The 18,978-nt window shown below is 62.4% G+C and carries 16 protein-coding genes; 4 read left to right on the forward strand and 12 right to left on the reverse strand.

What is annotated here, in order from left to right; all coding sequences use genetic code 11:
- Positions 1-7: 7 nt before the first annotated feature.
- From ygfK to JMJ97_RS00210, 3 genes are all read right to left on the reverse strand, one after another.
- Complete coding sequence (ygfK, locus tag JMJ97_RS00200) at positions 8-3,007, reverse strand: putative selenate reductase subunit YgfK (RefSeq protein ID WP_260698755.1); 3,000 nt, start codon at positions 3,005-3,007, stop codon at positions 8-10.
- Positions 3,008-3,156: 149 nt separating this feature from the next.
- Positions 3,157-4,512, reverse strand: a complete 1,356-nt coding sequence (ssnA, locus tag JMJ97_RS00205; protein ID WP_260698756.1) for a putative aminohydrolase SsnA — start codon at positions 4,510-4,512, stop codon at positions 3,157-3,159.
- Between the two features lie 195 nt (positions 4,513-4,707).
- Positions 4,708-6,102, reverse strand: a complete 1,395-nt coding sequence (locus JMJ97_RS00210; RefSeq protein ID WP_055285183.1) for a uracil-xanthine permease family protein — start codon at positions 6,100-6,102, stop codon at positions 4,708-4,710.
- A 352-nt stretch (positions 6,103-6,454) separates the two neighbouring features.
- Here JMJ97_RS00210 and JMJ97_RS00215 point away from each other — a divergent pair, with 352 nt between their 5' ends.
- Positions 6,455-7,111: a helix-turn-helix transcriptional regulator gene (locus JMJ97_RS00215; protein ID WP_233506175.1), complete on the forward strand. Its 657-nt coding sequence runs from the start codon at positions 6,455-6,457 to the stop codon at positions 7,109-7,111.
- Positions 7,112-7,223: 112 nt separating this feature from the next.
- Here the strand turns inward: JMJ97_RS00215 and JMJ97_RS00220 are convergent, their stop codons facing one another.
- Positions 7,224-7,601, reverse strand: coding sequence for a RidA family protein (locus JMJ97_RS00220; protein ID WP_055285184.1), 378 nt, complete (start codon positions 7,599-7,601; stop codon positions 7,224-7,226).
- A gap of 300 nt (positions 7,602-7,901) precedes the next feature.
- Here JMJ97_RS00220 and JMJ97_RS00225 point away from each other — a divergent pair, with 300 nt between their 5' ends.
- Both JMJ97_RS00225 and JMJ97_RS00230 read left to right on the forward strand, forming a co-directional pair.
- The gene (locus tag JMJ97_RS00225; RefSeq protein ID WP_260698757.1) at positions 7,902-10,394 is read left to right on the forward strand and encodes a peptidase U32 family protein; all 2,493 of its coding nucleotides are present in this window, start codon (positions 7,902-7,904) and stop codon (positions 10,392-10,394) included.
- Positions 10,395-10,409: 15 nt separating this feature from the next.
- Positions 10,410-11,069 (forward strand): RluA family pseudouridine synthase, encoded by a 660-nt coding sequence (locus JMJ97_RS00230; protein WP_260698758.1) that lies wholly within the window; start codon positions 10,410-10,412, stop codon positions 11,067-11,069.
- Positions 11,070-11,446: 377 nt separating this feature from the next.
- Here the strand turns inward: JMJ97_RS00230 and JMJ97_RS00235 are convergent, their stop codons facing one another.
- On the reverse strand, positions 11,447-12,193 hold the full coding sequence (locus JMJ97_RS00235) for a DeoR/GlpR family DNA-binding transcription regulator (RefSeq protein ID WP_260698759.1): 747 nt from the start codon (positions 12,191-12,193) through the stop codon (positions 11,447-11,449).
- A gap of 3 nt (positions 12,194-12,196) precedes the next feature.
- Positions 12,197-13,276 (reverse strand): Gfo/Idh/MocA family protein, encoded by a 1,080-nt coding sequence (locus JMJ97_RS00240; protein ID WP_260698760.1) that lies wholly within the window; start codon positions 13,274-13,276, stop codon positions 12,197-12,199.
- 605 nt (positions 13,277-13,881) lie between these two features.
- Here JMJ97_RS00240 and JMJ97_RS00245 point away from each other — a divergent pair.
- Positions 13,882-14,118, forward strand: coding sequence for a DegV family protein (locus JMJ97_RS00245; protein ID WP_193221404.1), 237 nt, complete (start codon positions 13,882-13,884; stop codon positions 14,116-14,118).
- 115 nt (positions 14,119-14,233) lie between these two features.
- On the opposite strand, the gene JMJ97_RS00250 is transcribed toward JMJ97_RS00245, so the two are convergent.
- The 6 genes from JMJ97_RS00250 to JMJ97_RS00275 all read right to left on the reverse strand — a co-directional run bounded on the left by JMJ97_RS00250 (position 14,234) and on the right by JMJ97_RS00275 (position 18,861).
- Positions 14,234-15,118, reverse strand: a complete 885-nt coding sequence (locus JMJ97_RS00250) for an ROK family protein (RefSeq protein WP_215694938.1) — start codon at positions 15,116-15,118, stop codon at positions 14,234-14,236.
- A gap of 79 nt (positions 15,119-15,197) precedes the next feature.
- Positions 15,198-16,322 carry a glycoside hydrolase family 172 protein gene (locus JMJ97_RS00255; RefSeq protein WP_260698761.1) on the reverse strand — a complete coding sequence of 375 codons (1,125 nt, stop codon included), beginning with the start codon at positions 16,320-16,322 and terminating at the stop codon, positions 15,198-15,200.
- A gap of 12 nt (positions 16,323-16,334) precedes the next feature.
- Positions 16,335-16,733, reverse strand: a complete 399-nt coding sequence (locus JMJ97_RS00260; RefSeq protein ID WP_152067443.1) for a PTS sugar transporter subunit IIA — start codon at positions 16,731-16,733, stop codon at positions 16,335-16,337.
- Between the two features lie 26 nt (positions 16,734-16,759).
- Positions 16,760-17,590 carry a PTS system mannose/fructose/sorbose family transporter subunit IID gene (locus JMJ97_RS00265; RefSeq protein ID WP_260698762.1) on the reverse strand — a complete coding sequence of 277 codons (831 nt, stop codon included), beginning with the start codon at positions 17,588-17,590 and terminating at the stop codon, positions 16,760-16,762.
- A 2-nt stretch (positions 17,591-17,592) separates the two neighbouring features.
- The gene (locus JMJ97_RS00270) at positions 17,593-18,378 is read right to left on the reverse strand and encodes a PTS mannose/fructose/sorbose/N-acetylgalactosamine transporter subunit IIC (RefSeq protein ID WP_152067441.1); all 786 of its coding nucleotides are present in this window, start codon (positions 18,376-18,378) and stop codon (positions 17,593-17,595) included.
- Between the two features lie 9 nt (positions 18,379-18,387).
- The gene (locus JMJ97_RS00275) at positions 18,388-18,861 is read right to left on the reverse strand and encodes a PTS sugar transporter subunit IIB (RefSeq protein WP_260698763.1); all 474 of its coding nucleotides are present in this window, start codon (positions 18,859-18,861) and stop codon (positions 18,388-18,390) included.
- Positions 18,862-18,978 lie beyond the last annotated feature (117 nt).

The raw sequence follows: 18,978 nt of genomic DNA on the forward strand, positions 1-18,978 counted from the left end.
GACTCGCCTATTTCTTAAGAAGGTACGAATAGTTGTCGCGCACAGCCCTGATGGTCAGGCGGACGGCCTCGGGAAGACCGGTGTTGACGGCATCGACCGAGACGGTGCGGACCGTGCCGGCGACGCGAACCTTAAAGTGGTCCTCGTCCACGGCCAGGAAGCCCTCGTTCTCGGAGTTCTCCATGTCCTCCTCGCTCCAGAACAGGGTGAGCTTGTCCTTGTAGGGACGACCCTCCTGGTAGGGGCAGAACACGGCGCAGTTACCGCACTCGTTGCACATGCCGTCGACATGGACGACCTGATGCTTGGCCAGGCCCGGCACCTTAATTGCCACGTTGGCGCGGTTGGGGCACACGTCGCAGCAGACCTCGCACACCGAGCCGCAGCCCAGGCAGCGGGTCTTGGTGCAGTTGCGCTTGTCGCGGCACAGCGACCCCTTGCGCTCGTAGCAGGTGTCCTCGCGGCCGGCCTGCTCGTTGCATTCGGCGTACTTGTTAAAGTCCACACCGGCGATGGCACGGGCGACCTCGGCGGCATCGGCGATAGCCTCGACCACGGTAGCAGGACCGCGACGGCAGTCACCTGCAGCCCAAACGCCCTCGACGCCGGTGGAGGTGGCGGCAAGACGGCCGCGACGGTCGTGCTCGACGCCCGCGGCATCGTACAGGCTGGCATCGATGCCCTCGCCCACGGCGCAGATCACCGTGGTGGCGGAAAGCTCGACGGTCTCGCCCGTGGCGACGGGGCTGCGACGGCCGCTTGCATCCGGCTCGCCAAGCTCCATAACGTCGCAGGTCAGCACGGCGCCGTTAAGCGCCTTGGGGGCCAGCAGCTCGCAGAACTCAACACCGTCGGCAAGAGCAAGATCAAGCTCTTCCTCGTCAGCGGGCATCTGCTTCTTGGTGCGGCGGTAGACCAGGCGCACGTTCTTCACGCCGGCCAGGCGCTTGGCCACGCGGGCCGCGTCCATGGCGGTGTTGCCGGCGCCAATGACCACGACGTCCTCGCCCAGCTCGAGCTTCTCGCCCTTCTTGGCGGCCTCGAGGAACTCCAGCACGTCGAGCTCGGCGCCCTCGCCCAAGCCCGCAGAGCCGGGCATCCAGGCACCGGTGGCCACGACCACGTCGGTAAAGCCTTGAGCCTTGAGCTCGTCGATGGAATCCACGCGAGCGTTGAGCTGCACCTTGGCGCCAAAGGCTAGGCAGAGCTCGGCATCGTGGGAGATATCGTCGCTCGCGATGCGGAACTCGGGAATCACGTGACGGACCACGCCACCGAGCGAATCGCGGGCCTCAAAGATGGTGACGGGCACGCCGGCGCGCGTCAGGAAGAACGCCGTCGCCAGGCCGGCCGGGCCGCCGCCGATAACGGCAACGTTGTGCTCGCCGTCGTTGGCGATGGCCTGGGCGCGCAGCTTGGGCAGCACGGCGGTCATGGCCTCGCGGGCGGCCTTGAGCTTGCTGGCGCGAATCTGGGCGCCCTCGGGCTCGTAGAACGCACGCTCGCAGGCACGGCCGCAGGGATGCGGGCAGATGGTGCCGGTAATGAACGGCAGGGCGTTGCGCTCGATGATGATGTTGAGTGCGTCCTCGTAGCGGCCCTCGTCAACAGCCGCCAGATAGGCGGGAATATCCTGCTGGATGGGGCAGCTCGTGCGGCACGGCGTGGTAAAGCAATCGGAAAGCGGGCTCTTGCCGGCGACCTTGCGGTCGGGCAGCGGGCGCAGCGGCTTCTTGTAGAGCGGATTGGTGAGCGAGTCGGTCTGGATCGCAGTCACAGCCTCGAGCGAGACGCCCGCGAACGGCTTGCCATCCAGGTCGGTAAACTCGCCGGCCATCTGGCTAAAGCGCTCGTAGCCACCAGGCTTGAGCACGTCGGTCGCCAGGGTGACGGGCCAAATGCCGGCATCGTACAGGGCGCGGATGTTGTAGACCGTGGCACCGCCGGAGTAGCTGATGCGCAGCTTGCCGTCAAACTGCTCGGTAATGCGGCGGGCAGCCTCGATGGTCAGCGAGAACAGCGAACGGCCGGACATGTACATCTCGGTAGAGGGCAGCTCGTTCCTCGTCACGTCGACGGGGAACGTGTTGGTCAGCTTGACGCCAAACTCCAGGCCGCGCTCGGCGCACAGGGCGATCAGGCGCTCGAACATAGGCACGGCATCGGCCCACTGCAGGTCCTCGCGGAAGTGCGTGTCATCGAAGACGATGTAGTCAAAGCCCAGCTCGTTGAGGCGCTGACGTGCAAACTCATAGCCCAGCAGCGTGGGGTTGCACTTGATGTAGGTGTTGAGGCCCTTCTCGGTGATCAGATAGGTCGCGATACGCTCGATCTCCGCCGGCGGGCAGCCATGCAGCGTGGACTCGGTAATGGAGTTGGAGACGCGCGCCGGGATGGACTCGACAAACGCGGCATCGACATGCTCAAACTTGTCCAGGTTGGCGAGCGCCCATGCGCGGCACTCGTTCCAGGCGTCGGAGCCGCTGGCGTCCTTCATGCCCTCGATGTAGGCGTCGACCTTGGGGCTCTTGATGCCCTCGAGGTCATAGCCCACGGACATGTTGAAGACAAAGCCGTCCGGGCTACCTAGGCCGTACTCGCGAGCGATGAGGTGGCAGGCGAACCATGCCTTCACGTATTCGGCAAAAGCCTGCGAAACCTCGAGCTCGGTCGACCACTCGCAGTTGTAGCACTCGTCCTGCGCCACGATGCAGGGCTTGTTCACACACTTGGAGAGCTCCTCGCCGTCCATAACCTGAACGGTCTTGAGCTCAAAGAAGCGGGAACCGGCCACGTAGGATGCCACGATGTTTTGGGCAAGCTGCGTATTGGGGCCGGCGGCCGGGCCAAACGGAGTCTCGATGCGCTCGTCAAAAATGGGAAGCGCGCCCTCCTGGTTGGTCGTAACCATCTTGCGCACGCCAAAGACGGCGCCCTGAGTCTTGTGCTCCTCGATGATCCAGTTCATCAGCTGCGAAAACGGGATCGGCCTCATGATGTCGCTCATAATGAGTTCCTCTCTGTAACGCCCGGCGAGACCGCGCGGCGGGCGCAAATACGGTGTAGCGCTAGCACAGCGCCGGCGACCCCGCGGAGGCCGCCTATGCGCGCGCCGGATGCGGCGAAACATCCGACGCGCGCGAATCTACTTGTGAATTAGTAGGTGCGATCGTTGAGCGTGCTCCAGAGCTTCTTGGACTCGGCCATGGTCCACGCGTTGATCTTGGCCTCATCAATGCCAACGAACTCGCGATCCTTGTACAGGACGCGGCCGTTGATGATGGTGGTGCGGCAGTTTTTGCCCATCATGCCAAAGAGCATGTGGCCGTCGATGTTCTCCTCGCTCAGCGGCGTAAAGGGCTTGTAGTCCATAACGATAACGTCGGCGGCAGCGCCGGCCTCGAGCACACCGAGCTTGCGATCGAAGTACTTGCTCGCCATCTTGGCGTTGTTCTCGAACAGCATGGTCATGGCCTCGCACCAGCCCACGTTGGGCATGGCGGCGTTGTGGCGCTGAATAATCAGGAAGACCTTAAGGCTCTCGAGCATATCGTGGGTGTAGGCGTCGGTGCCCATGCACACGGGGATGCCGCGGCGGAAGAACTCGAGCACGGGGGCGCAGCCCACGGCGTTGCCCATATTGGATTCGGGGTTGTTGACCAGCCAAGTGCCGGACTCCTTGACGATATCCATCTCGGCAGGCGTCACGTGGATGCAGTGGCCCAGCATGGTGTCGGGACCCAGCAGGTTGTGCTGCAGCAGGCGCTCGACGGGGCTGATGCCACCGCGGTTGAGGCGGGAGTCCCACACGTCGTTCATGCCCTCGCACACATGGATGTGGAAGCCGGTCAGGCCGTTGTTGGCCTCGGCCATCTTATCCATGGTCTCGTCCGAAAGCGTAAAGGTAGCATGTCCGCCAAACATGGCGGCGATCATGTGGTTGTCGTTATCGCGACGCTCCTTGGCGGTCCACTGGGCAAATTCGGCGTTCTCGGCAATGGCCTGGTCGCACTTTTCCTGGCCGCGGCGATCGGAGACCTCGTAGCACAGGCACGAACGCATGCCCAGCTCCTGAGCTGCATCCTTAATGGTAAAGAGGCTTCCCGGAATCTCGCAGAAGCTCGCATGGTGATCGAAGATCGTGGTGACGCCATCACGGATGGAGTCCAAAATCGTAGCATAGGCGCTGGCCTTGGTGCCGTCGAGTGTCAGGTTGTCGTCGATCTTCCACCACTGCTGCTCGAGATTCTCCAAGAAGTTGGTGGGGTTGCAGCCCTTAATGGCAAGGCCGCGGGCCAGACCCGAGTAGATGTGGGTGTGGCAGTTGATGAGTCCGGGCATGATGAGGTTGCCCTGGGCATCGACGTACTCGGCATCCGGGTACTTGGCCTTGAGCTCGCGCTCGGGGCCCACTTCGACGATCGTATCTCCGTCAATGGCGACCGCACCGTTTGGAATAAACGGGGTCTGAGCGTTGCGGGTAAAGACGGAACCGTTAGCGACCAGAAGCATGGATGCTCCCTTCAACATCAGAGGCGGGGTTTGACACCTCTGACATGGCGGAGTGCGAAGCGCCGGCCTACACCGGAAACGGGCCCTCTCCCGTCAACGCTTCACCAAAGGGACAAACCCTTTGAAGTGCGGCTTGGTGCCGCATGGCGTCGGCGGACGAGGCGATGCGTCCGCCGACGAATAGCACCGAATTGGTTACTTCTTGCTCTCGGGCAAGACCAGATCCACGGCAGCGTCCTTGGCAGCATCGATGTGCTGAGCCACGACCGGCGTCTGCGGAAGGATCAGGTTAAGGACAATGGCCATGATGGCGGTGGGGGTTACGGCATTGGAGCCGATGACGGTGGACACCCAGGCGGGCATACCCTCGCCGGCAAGGCAACCGCTGGCCATCCAGATACCCAGGCCAAAGACGACGGAGGTGCCGACGATGGTGGTAGTGCGCTGCGTGAGGCCCTCGCGGGTGAACATGCGCACGCCGTTCATGGTGATGGTGCCAAAGACGCCGACGGTCGCGCCGCCGATGACGGGCTGCGGGATAGCGGAAAGGACGGCAGAAAGCTGCGGGAACAGACCGGCGATGGCAAAGACGGCCGCAATGATCACAAAGACCCACTTGTTGACGACCTTGTTGGAGCAGATGATGCCCACGTTCTGGCCAAGGGCGCTGGTGGGAAGACCGCCCAGCAGACCGCCGACCATAGAGGTGAGGCCCTGGGACACGATAGCGCCGGAGAGCTCGCGCTCGGTGGGCATACGGTCGATGGAGCCCAGGCAGGCAGCGGAGACGTCACCGATAACCTGGATGGCAACCATGGGGAACACGACGGCGAGGGTAATGCAGACCTCGGGATCAAACTCGAGCGCGTAGGGCATGAGCTTGGGAAGAGCGAAGACCTGAGCGGTGGCGACGCTGGAGAAGTCGATCATGCCAAAGGGGATGGAGACGATCATGCCAACGATCATGCCAAAGAACACGGATCCCAGCTTGAGCGTGCCCTTGCCAAAGTTGGCGAGCGCAAAGACCACGGCGAAGGTGATAAGAGCGACGCACCAGGCCTGCGGGGTGCCCCACAGCGGCGTACCCATACCGCCGGCCATATACTTGACGGCCGTGGGATACAGCGAAACGCCGATGGAGAAGATGACCGTACCGGTCACGACGGGCGGGAACAGCCACTTGATCTTGCTGTAGGCCAGACCAAAGAGGACCGCGACGGCGCCGCCGACGATCTCGCCACCCAGCAGCGCACCAAAGCTAAAGCCCGAGGCACCCATGGCCTGCAGGGCCGGCAGGAACGCGAACGAAACGCCCATGACGATGGGCAGGCCGCCGCCGATGCGACGGAAGGGAGCGAAGGCCTGAAGGGCCGTATCGATCGCCGAAAGAATGAGGGCGACCTGGATGATGTCGGTGCTCTGCTGGCTATTAAAGCCGTAGACGCCGGCCATGATGACCGCCGGGGTAATGATGCCGGCAAACGATGCCAGTACGTGCTGAAGGGCACACGGGATCATTTCCTTAACGGGAGGCATGCCTTCGCGAGTGAACAGGGCTTCAGTGCCGTTCGTAACCGTCTCCTGGGTCATTTGACCACCAATCCTCGAAGTAGTTGTTTTCGCATCTAACGCTCTATTGTGACGCAGTGCGGGGTTGAGGTTGTGCCTTCATTGCATATCGTATTAAAGATGATTCTCATTCTCAATAATAATTTTTTGTTATCAGACTATTCTTCAGCTGAAATAACGCATTTCCGCAGGTCAGGAAAGTGTCTGGTCAAAATAGCATCTAACTTTTCTTTTGGTCAACCGTTTACCGCTAAATTCCTACCGTTCGTCTGCATTACGCAATGTACCTGCGGATATACGAGATGATGGGCAGCGTGTTACCATGAGAAAAAATTGTTATGAACATTTCCGATTTCACCCAAAGGAGTTGCCCGTGAACGAGACCGTACGTCGCTTTTTGCCGATGGTCGATTTTCTGGAGCAGATACTCGGCAAAAACAGCGAAATCGTGCTGCACGATTTCTCGGATCCCGACCACGCCATCGTTGATATTCGCAACGGCATCGTGAGCGGCCGCAAGGTCGGCGGTCCCGCCACCGATCTGGCACTCAAGATCATGCACGACGCCAAGTATCGCGACCTGCCGTTTATTACGGGCTACGAGGGGCGCGGTGCCGGCGGCAAGACGTTGGAGTCAGCGACGTACTTTATCCGCGAGAATGATGAGATTGTCGGTATGCTCTGCGTCAACACCGACCTCTCGACCGTGCGCTCCATCAACGCCATGGCGCAGCAGCTCATGGCGTGCTTCGACGCGGCGCCGACGCGCACGGAGCCCGCCCCTATCGAGGTCGAAAGCCTTTCGGAGTCTACACAGGAGCTCATCGACCGCAGCATTGCCGAGTTGCTGAGCGCGCGCGGGCTGGATGTAGCGTCGCTTGGTCAGAGCGACCGCGTGGACGTCATTCGCCACCTCAACGGTAACGGGGTGTTCATGCTCAAGGGCGCCGTGGCCTGCGCCGCCGCCGCGCTGGGCATCTCTGAGCCCAGCGTCTACCGCTACCTGCAAAAAGTCCGCAAGGAAGGCTAACGAGCAAAATGGAGTGCGGCTCCACAAGCGATCCGTCACTTGATAAAAGACCCTGCAGCTCGCACGCGCTGCAGGGTCTTTTTGCATGTCATGTTTAGTTGTGGCCAACGCCTTAGAGAGCGGCAACGACCTCGATCTCGACCAGACCGCCAGCCGGAAGGGCGGCAACCTGGAAGGCGCTGCGCGCGGGGAACGGGGCCTCAAACTTGGAGGCGTAGATCTCGTTCACGGCGGCGAAGTCGGCGATGTCGGCCAGGTAGACCGTGGTCTTGACGACATCGGCAAAGGTGGCGCCGGCAGCGGTCAGCAGGGCCTCGACGTTGGCGAGGGACTGCTTGGCCTGGGCCTCGACGCCCTCGGGCATCTTGCCGGTCGCGGGATCGATGCCCAGCTGGCCGGACAGGAACACCATGTTGCCGGCCTGGATACCGGGGGAATACGGGCCGATGGCTGCGGGTGCGTTATCGGAAGACACGACGGTCTTGCTCATGTTTTTCTCCTTACGATCAATTGAGAGAGCGTGAGCGCGGTGTTCACACCGGGAGGCACAGTTCGGTCTGAACACCGCGCTTGATTGGGATAGTACTCAAGGTTTCTGTTTGATGCAAGAATATTATCAGCTTGCGAGAATATTTTATCGCCCAACGGTTTCCCCGAACCGCTGAACGGTTCTCATGTGGAGCAGCCAGTCCAAGCTGCTGAAGACTTTGTCCTGCTTAGGCTGCGGGCGTCGCCCACCGCAGCGACGCCACTATACTTTTGAATATCTGAGCATTTTGAAAGGCAGGATATGACCGCAACCGCCAGCCGAACCACTAACCGCAGGCCCGAGCTTTTGGCCCCCGCCGGAGGCCCGGAGCCCTTTGCCGCCGCGCTCGCCGCCGGGGCAGACGCCATCTACTGCGGCATGGGCAGCTTCAACGCCCGCCGCAAGGCAACCAACTTTACCGACGAGGCCTTTGAGCAAGCCTGCCGCGCCGCGCATCTAGCCGGGTCGCGCGTCTACGTCACGGTCAACATCGTCATCAAGCAGTCCGAGATGGGCGATGCACTGCAGCTCATTCATCGCTGCTCCACGCTGGGCGCCGATGCCTTCATTATCCAGGACTGGGGTCTGTTCTTTGAGGCCAAGCGCACCATGCCCGGCATCGAGACACATATCTCGACCCAGGCGAACATCCACGACGACCGCGGAACCCTTTGGTGCCGTGAGCAGGGCGCCGACCGCGTGACTCTCTCGCGCGAGCTCTCCATCGACGAAATCGCCGCCATTCACGACGCCGCGCCCGATGTGGACCTTGAGGTATTCAGCCATGGCGCCATCTGCTTTTGCTACTCGGGCCTGTGCCTGCTGTCGAGCTTTGCCATGGCGGGACGATCGGCCAACCGCGGCATGTGCGCCCAGCCCTGCCGCCTGCCCTACGAGTTGATCGACGAGAACGGTCGCGCGCTCTCCCCTGCCGGTCGCGAGCGCGCGCTGTGCCCGCGTGACACCAACACCTCACAGCTTGTTCGCCGTCTGTATGACGCCGGCGCCGCATCGCTCAAGCTCGAGGGCCGCATGAAGGCACCCGATTACGTGTACTCCATCGTTGATGTGTATCGTCACGAAATTGACGACATGCTATCCGGAGCCGCCGTTGCCAAGGACGAGGAAGCCGCCCGCCAGCGCCAGCTCAAGCGCTGCTTCAACCGCGACTTTACGCACGCCTATCAGGACGGCACCTCGGGCGACGAGATGATGAGCTATGAGCGTTCCAACAACCGCGGCCAGATCGTGGGCACGGTGCTGGGCAGCCGCCCGGCCAACCGCGATGTGCGCGGCCTCAAGTCCGACGACCGCCGTCGCCGCGCCGCCATCGCCCGCATTGAGCTGTTTGAGCCCGTGGGCAAAGGCGACCTGCTGGAGCTTCGCCACGATAACGAGTTTGACCAGTTCCTGACCACCATTGCCGCCGATGATGCCGCCGCCGGTGACATCATTGAGTGCCGCGTGCCCCGTAGCATGCCCGAGGGCTGCCGCGTGCGCGTGATTCGAAGCCAGAGCGCCATTGACGCCGCCGGCGCCGCGCTCAAGCGCGATGTGCTGCGCCGCCGAGCTGTTGACGTGTCCGTCGTGGCGCGCCTGGGCGAGCCGTTTACTGTCACACTCACCTGCTGTGACAACCCCGCGCTCACCGCCACCGCCACGGGCTTCACCGTCGAGGCCGCCAAGACCCGCGCCGTCGAGGCATCCGATCTGGTTGAGCACGTCGGGCGCATGGGCTCCTCTCCCTTTGAGGCCGCGAGCTTTGATGTGGCGCTCGATGAGGGCTGCGGCATGGGCTTCTCCGCCGTGCACAAGGTGCGCGCCGCCGCTTGTAAGGCGCTGGAAGAGGCCATTCTGGCACCGTACGAGGAGCGCGCAAAAACGCTCGAGTTGCCGGTGCTCGACAAATGTACGCGCCCCATGCCCAAGCACTACCGCGACGAGCCGCAGATCTGCGCCACCGTCACCTCGCTCGAGGCCGCCGAGGCAGCCCGCGCGGAGGGTGCAACGCGCATCTATATGACCACCGACGCGCTCGAGGCTGTCGGACTCTCCCCTGCCGATGCATTTGAGCAGGGTATCGTGCCCGTACTCGACGAGGTCTGCCGCGCCGTCGACCACGAGCGCGTCGATCCTTGGATCAATGCCGGAGCCACCGTCGCCGTCGGCAATATCTCCGAGCTCGCCGTAGCCGCTCATGCCGGCGCCACGGCTGAGATTCGCTCTTGCCTGCCGGTGCATAACACGCCCTGCATGGAGGCACTTGCCGAGCGCGGAGCCGGTGCGTTTTGGCTCTCGCCCGAGATCACGCTCGACGAGATCGTCTCGCTTGGCACCGCCGCGCCCGCAGCCCTGGGCATCACTGTGTTCGGCCGCCCGCGCGTTATGACGAGTGAGCACTGCATCCTGCAGGTGGCCAATGGCTGCATCCACGATTGCGCTAACTGCCGCCTGCGCGCCCGCAAGCTGTCACTCAAGAATATCGACGGCAAGGTCATGCCCGTACGCACCGACATCCATGGCCGCTCTCGCCTGTACGACGCCTACCCCATCGACCTCACGCCGCAGGTTCCTCAGCTGCTCGATGCCGGCGTGCGTCGTCTCATGGTAGACGGAACGCTGCTCGAGACAGATGAGGTGGGCCGTGCCGTCGCCCGCGTCCGTCGTGCCGTCGAAGCAGCACAGGCCGGCCGCAAGCCCGCCGCCCGCCTGCGCGGCGCCACCTCGGGCTGCATGTTTGTGGGAATTAGCTAACCGAAAGGCTTACACGTGAACGAAGAACCTCAAGTCCTTTACTGCGACGCCTGGCTCATGGCCATCGACAAGCCCGCCGACATGATCGTCCACGGCGACGGCACCGGCGAGCGCACGCTCACCGACTACGCCAGCGACCTGCTGCTGGCGATGGGTGACGGCTTTGCCGCGACCGACATGCAGCCGCTCAACCGCCTGGACCGCAACACCACCGGCGTGGTGTTGTTTTCGCTCGACAAACAGACGCAGCCCGCCTTTGACCAAATGGTCATCGACCACGCCTTCGAAAAGCACTATCTGGCGCTGGCCGAGGGCAAGATCGACTGGAACGAGAAGCTCATCGACAAGCCCATCGCCCGCGACCGTCACGACAGCCGAAAGATGCGCGTCGGCGCCAGCGGCAAGCCGTCTCAAACTCGCGTGAAGGTGCTCAAACGTCTTAAGAGCCGTCGTGGCCTGCCCGCGCGCTCGTATATCGATGTCGAGTTGCTCACCGGCCGCAAGCACCAAATCCGTGTGCACCTGGCAAGCGAGCATCATCCCCTGGTTGGCGACGACCTGTACGGAACGCCGCGCCCCTGCGGCCTGATGCTCCACGCCCACAGCGTGTCCTTCACGCATCCCGTAACCGGCGAGCACATCCACATCGAAGCCCCCTGCCCCTGGGAGCCCTAAACCACCACAATGGGGACAGGCACCTTTGTGGTGGTTTTGCCGCAATGGTTCAACCGCGGTCCCAAAATGTCTCGATCTGTAACAGTTAGAACCCATTTTCCGGTCTATCTGTTACAGATCGAGACATTCGAATCCCCCTTAAGGGAAAATCTCAATCTGTAACAATAACTCGGCAAAATCGGTCCCAGATGTTACAGATCGAGACAAAGGGACGGCAAGGTTCGGAAGTATCTCAATCTGTAACACCTAGCCCACTTTTAACGGTCTAGTTGTTACAGATTTAGACAAAACGGCAGACAACAAAAGCGGCATCGCCCATCGAGGGTGTTGCCGCTTTTCTATTGAGGAACCTAAATGGTTTTGACCTTGCCCTGTCGCTAGACCGTGATGACGTTGTCCATCGACTGGTACTTGGCTGGCACCTCGCCCGCGGTAATAATCGTTGCGTCGCGGAAGTCCGCGAACTTAACGGGCGCCACCATGCCAAATTTACTGGCGTCCGAGATTACGAAGCGTTTGGCGGTATGGCGCATCGAGATACGCTTGACCTGCGCTTCCTCGATATCCGGTGTGGTGAGACCTTGCTCGGCGGCGATGCCATTGGAACCCCAAAAGCCGCAGTTGAAGTTATAGCGGTCTAGGGTTGCCAAGGCATCGGGACCGACGAGCGCCTCGGTCTCGGGCTTGAGCTCGCCGCCCAGCACCACGGTACGCATACCGCGCAGGGCGAGATGCTGAGCATGGAGCACGGAATCGGTCACATAGGTGACGCCGTCGAGATGCGGGAGATGTTCGATGAGCTTGAGGGTCGTGGAGCCCGAATCGATATACACAAAGCCCTCGGGCTCCACAAGCGCCGCCGCACGGGCGCAGATGCGCTCCTTGTCATCGTTATGGAGATCACTGCGCTCGCTGATCGTCAGGTCGCGCGTCACGTGCGCACGCTCCAGACTCGTCGCGCCTCCGTGCACCTTGGCGATACGGTGTGCACGGTCGAGCGCCTGCAGGTCGCGCCGAATGGTAGACGCCGTCACGCCCAGGGCTTCAGCAAGCTCCGGCACGGTAACCGAGCCGGCCTGCTGCACCATCGTCACGATCGCGTTGAGCCTATCTTCCGCAAGCATCGCTTACTCCTCCTCGGGGTACACGACTCCCCAATCGGCGCGGAGCTTGGTCATCAGCTCCATAACATCAGAAGCATAGCCCAGAAGCTCGCGCTTCAAATCATCGCCGGCAACGGCCTTCTCCAGGTCGGCCATCTCGTAGCACAGAGCGTATGCCTCGGTGCCAGCGTGGACCTCCTCACGGTGACCGTCCGCAGTCCACACGATGGTCGCATGGTCGGCACGCGGATACTCGTTGACCTCGATATAGCACTTATCGAAGCTGATGACCGAGCGCTTGGGCTGCTTGGAGTGGAGCGTAAGGCTCACAACGCCCAGCTGCTGCTCAGCATTACGGCAGACAATGCCACCCGCGACGTCAACGCCAGTCTCGCAGGTATTGCCCAGAGACACGACCTCGGCTGGCTGGCTGGCCATAAACAGGCGCATGACGGACAGGGCATACACACCAATGTCGAGCATGGCGCCGCCGGCGAGACTGCGATTGTAGAAGCGGTTGGTCAGGTCGCCGTACTCCTTATAGCTGCCAAAGTTGAGCTGGGCGAGGTTCATGCGGCCAAAGTCGCCCGCATCCATGCGACGGCGCAGCTCCTGATACAACGGCATGTGGAGCACCGTGGTGGCATCCATAAGGACCACGTTGTGCTCGTCGGCGATGGCACGGGCCTCGTCGAGCTCGGCAGAGTTGAGGGTAATGGCCTTCTCGCAGAGCACGTGCTTGCCGGCAGCCAGCGCGGCACGCAGATAGGTGATATGCGTGTTGTGCGGCGTGGTGATATAGACGGCGTCGATGTCCGGATCGGCGTAGAGGTCCTCAACCGTCTCGTACACCTTTTCGACGCCATACTGCTCGGCAAAAGCCTGGGCCTTGGACAGCGTACGGTTGGCGACACCCGCGAGCTTGCGACCGGCCAGAGCGAGGGACTGGGCCATTTGGTTGGCGATAACGCCGCACCCGATCACGGCCCAGCGGAGCTCGGGGGTCGTAAAGATATCATCGGGGAACGGCTGATCCTGGACCGAGGCAAACGCCGCCTTTGCGGCTGCCGCGGAGTCGAGTGGAACCTGCTTGGAATCTGCCATGAATGCCTCCTGCGTCGTGAAAAGTCTTTCAATTCTGACAGCTATATATTCGCACAAATACGCGTGTATGTGCGTACTTCTGCGTATATAACCGCCAAACGGTCAAAATACAACCGCAGACGGCGCATATACACGCATGGTCACGCAATCCTGCGCACGCAAATACGCACAAATGCGCACTAATCATTGCTCAGAGACGGGGAATTCTACTTAGAACTTCAAAGACAGGATGATCCGCTTCACCACGTCACTCATGGCGCGCTGCAACTCTAAGGACCGTCCCAAACTGCCGACAGAAAAGGAACGTCCCCAGGCGCCGGCATTTCAAGAGCACTCATTTAAGTCTGTCCCCAATGAGTGGGAGTAATCAGAGACCCTTTGCGAGGGAGGTCGGAAACGGCCTCCCTCGTTTTTATTCATGGACTTTAGTCCGTGCCGCACGGCACGCGCGGCATAGAAAGCCACCCGCTCAGCGGGTGGAGGCCAATTTCCGCTACGCGACAAAAACCTTCCCCCTAGCATGAGGATTGTTCAGATCATCATGCTAGGGGGAATGTGATTGCTGTGGCCCAGAAAGCCGACAGCCTCGCGCACACGAAATGGCTATGCAAGTACCGCATCGCACCGAGGTCAAGCTCGTCGCCGCCATCGCCGAGAAGCACCCCAAGGTGCGCTTTGCCGTGAGCTACACCTCGGCCTACGCCGACCTTTACGACCGCATGGAGCAGGCCCTGCGCGAGCGCGTGGCCAACGCGGTGGAGATCGTCCGCTCCGACATCAGCCCCGCGCTTCTTGTCCACACCGGTCCAAACCTCGTGGGTGTAGCGGTCCAGGGACTCTAGCGGAGGCGGGGCGTTCTGCCCAAAAACAAATGCAAAAGACGAGCGCTTCTTGCCGCCCAATTGGCAAGAAGCGCTCGTCTTTTCTTAACGCGTAGTATGGCGGAGAGAGCGCAAGTTACGCGAGCGCCCTTCTTGCCAGCTCGGCCGCGCCGAGGATTCCTTGGTCGCCGCCGCAGCCCGGGGCGCAGATATAGCTCTCCATGTCCTTAAGCTCGGCGGTCTGGATGTAGCCACCCAGATATTCGAGGGTCTTCTTGCGGACGATGCCGTAGAGCTGCTCCTGGTGCATCACGCCGCCGCCGAGGACGATGCGGTGAGGCGAGTACATGAGCACGAGGTTCGCACACATCTGCCCCAGATAATCCCCCTCGAGCATCCACACCTCATCGTTGTCCGCGAGCTCGGCCGCGGGCTTTCCCCAGCGCGCGGCGATGGCGGGGCCGGAGGCGAGGCCCTCGAGGCAGCTCGCGTGGCTCGGGCAGACGCAGCGTCCTTCCTCGGTGGGACGGGTCCTTACCAGCATGTGGCCGGCCTCGGGGTGCAGCATGCCGTGAAGGAGCCTGCCCGCGCACATGACGCCCGCGCCCACGCCGGTGCCGATGGTCACGTAGACGGCGTCCTTGAGCCCCTTGCAGCAGCCGAAGACCGCTTCGCCGAGGCAGGCAACGTTCACGTCCGTATCGTAGGCCACCGGAATCCCGAGGGCGTCGGCAAACGCGGCGCGAAGACCATAGCCTCGCCACGCGAGCTTGGGCGTTTGGAGGATGGAGCCGTAGCGCTCGTCGGCGGGGTCGACGCAGGTCGGGCCGAAGGCGCCGATGCCCAACGCGTCCACATCGCGGGCGGCGAACCACTCGATCATCTGCGGGACGGTCTCGGCGGGCGCAAGCGTCGGGGTCTCCATACGGTCGAGGACCTCGCCGTCGCCGGACACCACGGCACAGACCATCTTGGTCCCGCCGGCCTCGAGGGCGCCGAGCCTCATTTGCTTTTCGCTCATGCGATCCTCCTTACAAAGGGACGCCCGCAGTCATGGTCAACCGCGGACGCCCATAACGTTGGCTTGTTTCGAGGCGACCCTACCTGGGCACGCGGTCCTGCCTTGCGGCAAACGGGGCGAGCACGGCGTGCGGTTCGCTTTGGTACCAGTAGGCGACGGTGGAGATGTCGTCCTCGCGCTCGTAGAGCTTGATGTCGTCGTTGCCGAGGTCCTGGAACGTCACGCGCAGGTCCTCCTTGAACGAGATCGGGTCGGGAAGGTGCCACCTGTAGAGGCCGTGCCTGGGCAGCGCGTCGTCGTTGGTCGCGAGCATCGGGTTCGGGTTCGGCTTGCCCGCGCTGAAGCGGTCGCGCGTGGCGTCGCGCGTCGAGCGGTACGGGTAGCCGGCGAACAGTGTGTTGAAGCACTGCGCCTCGGGCAGCGCGTGGGGCGGCCTGTCGAGGAAGGCCCAGGCACCGCCAAAGTAGTCCTCGGCTCCCGTCGAGGTGACCGTGGGGAACTCCTCGTCGCCGTCGAGGAAGAACTTCATCTCGCCCTCGCCCCACCAATAGCGCTCCAGGGCGCACAGGGCCATGTAGGTGCCGACGTAGTAGCCCTTACCGCGCACGCCGTCGAGCACGGTGTAGTCGACGCCCCTGCGGGTGCTGCGCTCGCGGTTAAAACGGGCGTGGAAGTACATGGCGTCGTCCGGCACGTCGGTGAGCGCGTAGTTGAACGTGTAGAAGATGTACTTAATGAACCCGGGGTGCTCGCTCGTAAGCGTGACTTTGGCGTGCTTCCTGAAGGGCATCTCGAAGTAGCAGTTCATGCCGCCCGTCGGGTTCACGCAGATGGGCATCGAGTTGACGATGGCGCGCTCACCGAAGCCGTTGCAGAAGAAGTCGCCGACAGGGCACTCGACCGAGGGGGTCTCCTCGTCGTCCCAGTAGAAGCGCAGCACGAGGTCGCGCATGACGAAGCTGCCGGCGGCGGTCTTGTCGGGGACGGTCATCCAGATGTGGCGGATGATGCCGGGGCCCTCGATGTCCGCGAGCGTGATGGTCTCGCCGGACTCAAGGGGCACGCAGCACGAGCCCTTGCGGCCGACGCCGAGGTGGCTGGCCGACATGGCGGCGTGGCCCTTCTCGCCCGTGATGTTCTCGGGGGTGATGGCGCGGCTTTCTTCACCGCCGTGCATCCACACGTCTTTAAGGAACTCTCTCATCGTCGACCTCCTCTATTCGTCGTCTTCGCACTCGGCGGAACTGGCACCGTTCACGTAGACGATCTGCTGGCGCGCCTCGTCGACGAGGGCGTCGAAGTCGAGTTTCTCGTCGGGGCGCGCGAGCGCGACCGTCATGGCGAGCGGGAGGTTGACACCCGCGATCACGTGGATCCGGTCGGAGGCGAAGCGGGAGAAGCGCTGGTTCACGCTGCCGCCGAGCGCGTCGGTAAGGACGACGACCTCGTCAGTGCCCGAAAGCGCCGCCTCGACCGCCGCGTCGAGCCCCTCGCCGTTGTCGTTCACGTAGGCGCAAACGGCGGTGACGGCGTCGCTCTTACCCGTAAGGAACTCGAGGGTGTCCTTGAAGCCCTGGGCGAGAAGGGAATGGCTCGCCACAACTATCTTTCTCATTGATTCACCAATCTCTTGGGTCGAAGCTAGGCGAGGATGCCGGCGGCGGAGGCGACCATCGCGAGGACGATCACCACGAGGATGAGGGCCGTCATGCTCGCGTTCTTCTTGGTAAGAAGGTAATACGCGCTTCCCGTGATGGCGGCGGGGATCATGGCAGGCAGGATCTTGTCGAGCAGCGGCTGAATCTCCATCGAGACGTCGCCGAAGCTGAAGCTAATCGGGCAGGTGACGCCGATGACCGAGGCGATGAGGCAGCCGACCACGGTGAGGCCGAGCACGGAGGCGGCGGCAGTGAGGTTGGGAAGCTTCTCGCTGAAGTCGGTGACGAGCTTCACACCCTGCTTGTAGCCGAACTCGAGGGCGTGCATGCGGACCCAGAAGATGGCCAGGATGAGCGCGAACCAGATGCCGGCTCCCACGGGGTTGCCCTCGATGGCCATGTAGGCGGCGATGGAGCCCATGATGGTCGGGATCATGGTCATGAGCAGGGAGTCGCCGACGCCGGCGAGCGGTCCCATGGTGCCGATCTTCAGGTCTTGGACGGCGTCCGCCGCCGCGAGGCCGTCACGCTCCTCCATGGCCACGCAGGCGCCGAGGATGATGGCGGCGAGCCAAGGCTGGGTGTTGTAGTAGCGGAAGTGGTTGTTGAGCGCTTGCTTATAGTCCTCGTCGTTCGTGTAGATCTTCCTCAGGATCGGCGAGAGGGCGTAGGCGACCGAAGCGCCCTGCTGGGTCTGGTAGTTGAAGGTGCACACGCTCATGAGCCAGCGCCAGTTCGCGTTGCGCAGGTCCTTCTTGGTGACCTTATAGCCGGAGGGCTTGCCCTCGGCGGCGGTGATGTTCTCGTTTTCCATGGTTACTCATCCTCTCCGATGAAGGCGTCTGCGGAAGCGTGGGCGGTGAGCTCGGCGTCCTTCTCGGCACGCTGATAGAACGCGATCGCGAGGGCAACGCCGACGATGGCGGCACCGATGATGGGCACGTTCAGGAAGGCCGAGAGGAAGAAACCGGCGAGCAGGTACTGGAAGTACTTGGCGGTTGGCATGTAGCGGAGCAGCATGGCGATACCGATGGCCGGGAGCATCTTGCCGGCGAGGGTGAGGCCGGAGAGGAACCACTGGGGCATGACCTCGAGGAGCCAGTTGACGGCGGGCTGGCCGAGCGTCACGGAGACAAAGACGGGCAGGGCGGCGCACAGGCCGAAGAGCGCGGGGCAGACCCACAGGATGGCGTTCATCTGATTGAACTTACCCTCGTTGCAGAACTTCTGGGACTTCTCGACGACAAAGCCGTTGAGGATCTTGACGACGACGTCGAGCTGGATGCCGAGCATGCCGACCGGCAGGCCGATGGCGAGGCCCGTGTCGGAGCCCAGGGTCACGCCGTAGGCGGTGGCGATGATGGCCATCGTGCCGTAATCGGGAATCGACGAGCCGCCGAAGCCCGCGACGCCGAGCTGCATGAGCTGGATGGTGCCGCCGATGACGAGGCCGGTCTGCCAGTCGCCCATGACCACGCCGGTGATAAGGCCCCAGAAGACGGCATAGTTGACGAAGATCATCGGGATGCCGTAGTAGTCCACGTGCTTGATGAAGGCAAGCAGGGTCAAAAGGACGACCTGCAGGATAGTGAAGTTGACCATGATCCCTCCTTAGATGAGGTCGGCGACGGAGACGGGCTTGTCGGCGGGCACGAACTGTGCCGTCACCTTGACGCCGTGGGCGATGAGCGCCTTGTAGCTTTGGACGTTCTCGGCGGAGGCATAGGCGCGCTGGGTGAGCTGGACGCCGCCCTCCTTGACAAGAGAGCCGCCGACGATCAGCGTCGGGAGCTCGATGCCCGACTCGACCAGGTGAAGCATCGTCTCGGGTTCCTTGGCAATGACAAAGACCTTCTCGCGGTCGTACTTGCCCGCCGCGAAGTTCTTGAGCGCGGTCTCCTCGGAGATGATCGAGACGGCCATGCCCGCGGGGCGCGCCATCCTCATGGTGGACTTCAGGACCTCGTCGCCGGCGACCTTGTCGTCGATGACCATGACTCGGGTTGCGCCCGACACCGGGGCCCACTGCGTCACGATGATGCCGTGAAGCAGGCGATTGTCGATTCGTGCCATAACAACACTCATGTTTGCTCCTATCAAATCAAGTTTTTCATTCAGCACTGCCTTGGCGCTATCCGGATTCGCGCCGGGCGAGGGATTATCGGATTATTGAAGACGCGCGGTCAGCTCGTGACGGCGCGG

Source organism: Collinsella aerofaciens (assembly GCF_025289055.1).
In the GTDB taxonomy this organism is placed as follows: domain Bacteria; phylum Actinomycetota; class Coriobacteriia; order Coriobacteriales; family Coriobacteriaceae; genus Collinsella.